Origin of the sequence: Cereibacter ovatus (genome assembly GCF_900207575.1) — a bacterium.
Lineage (GTDB): Bacteria > Pseudomonadota > Alphaproteobacteria > Rhodobacterales > Rhodobacteraceae > Cereibacter_A > Cereibacter_A ovatus.
The window spans coordinates 1-1,486 of sequence record NZ_OAOQ01000055.1; the positions used below are offsets into that span (position 1 = coordinate 1).

Annotated in this window: 1 protein-coding gene; it reads left to right on the forward strand. The window is 66.2% G+C overall.

The window, feature by feature from the left end; translation table 11 throughout:
* The first annotated feature begins 119 nt into the window (after positions 1-119).
* Positions 120-1,466: an IS5 family transposase gene (locus CRO07_RS18220; protein WP_097032021.1), complete on the forward strand. Its 1,347-nt coding sequence runs from the start codon at positions 120-122 to the stop codon at positions 1,464-1,466.
* Positions 1,467-1,486: the final 20 nt, after the last annotated feature.

A 1,486-nucleotide genomic window follows, 5' to 3' on the forward strand; every position in this document is an offset into this window, starting at 1 on the left:
GTCCGGCCTGAACAACCGTGAAGTGGTTGATCCAAGGCGATAAACCCGAGGTTTTGGTGGCCATGGCCTGCAGGATTTCATAGGATTCGGCGCGGAACCCTGCAATTTTGGCCCGTCGCATGAAGCATCGTCCCCGTCCTCCCGAGCAGAACGACCTCTTCCGGCCGCGCCTCGTCGACATGATCGACATGCGTCACGAGTTGGTCACGCTGGCGGGGCTGATCGACTGGGAGTTCTTCGAGCGCGAATGGGCCGGGTTCTTCCCGTCCACGACCGGACGGCCGGCGACCTCGCCGCGGCTGGTCGCGGGGCTGCTCTACCTGCAGCACGCGTTCCGGCTCTCGGACGAAGCCGTGGTCGCCCGCTGGGTCGAGAACCCCTACTTTCAGCATTTCACCGGCGAGACCTTCTTTCAGCATCGCCCGCCGATCGACCCGACCTCGCTCATTCGGTGGCGGAAGCGGATCGGTGAGGAAGGCGTGGAGTGGCTGCTGACAAAGACCATCGAGGCTGGTCGCAAGTCCGGCGCCGTCGATGACACGAGCCTCGACGAGATCGCCGTCGACACCACCGTCATGGAAAAGAACATCGCGCACCCGACCGACTCACGGCTCTACGACCGGGCGCGGGCACAGCTGGTGGATCTGGCGCAGGAGGCCGGCATCGAGTTGCGCCAGAGCTACGCGCGCCTGGCGCCGCGGCTGGCGGCGCAGGTCGGCCGCTATGCTCATGCGAAGCAGTTCCGGCGCATGCGCAAGGCATTGAGAACGCTCAAGGGCTATACCGGCCGCGTGATGCGGGACATCCGGCGGCAGCTCGACGAGATCCCCGAGGGGCCGCTGCGCGAGCGGGTTCTGGACAAGCTCGTGCTGGTCTCGCGGCTGCTCCACCAGCGGCCGAAGGACCCCGGCAAGATCTATTCACTGCACGAGCCCGAGGTGGACTGCATCTCGAAAGGGAAGGCGCGCGTGCGCTACGAGTTCGGCACCAAGGTCAGCATCGCCACCACGCTGAAGGGCGGCTTCGTGGTCGGAGCGCGCTCGCTGCCGGGCAATCCTTACGACGGCCACACTCTCGGCGAGGCGCTGGAGCAGGTGGCGATCCTCACCGGCCACCCGGCCAAACGCGCTGTCGTCGACCGCGGATACAAGGGCCACGGCGTCCAGCACACCCAGGTGCTGATCAGCGGCACCCGCCGCGGGCTGGCCCCGGCGCTGGCAAAGGCGCTGCGTCGGCGCAGCAGCATCGAACCCGAGATCGGCCACATGAAGACCGACGGAAGGCTGTCGCGCTGCTTCCTCAAAGGCGTCATTGGTGACGCCCTCTTCGCCGTCCTCTGCGGATGCGGTCACAACATCCGCAAGATCCTCGCCCATCTGAGGAAGCTTCTTGCCGCCGTCATTACCCTCGTTCTGGCGATGATCCGGCAGGAGCGCGCTCGCGGCTACAGTCACGCGGCCGCCTGATCGCGTTGTTCAGGCTGAAC

Excerpts from the sequence above, each read along its gene's own strand:
- CRO07_RS18220 (WP_097032021.1), top strand. The coding sequence starts at position 120 with ATGAAGCATCGTCCCCGTCCTCCCGAGCAGAACGACCTCTTCCGGCCG.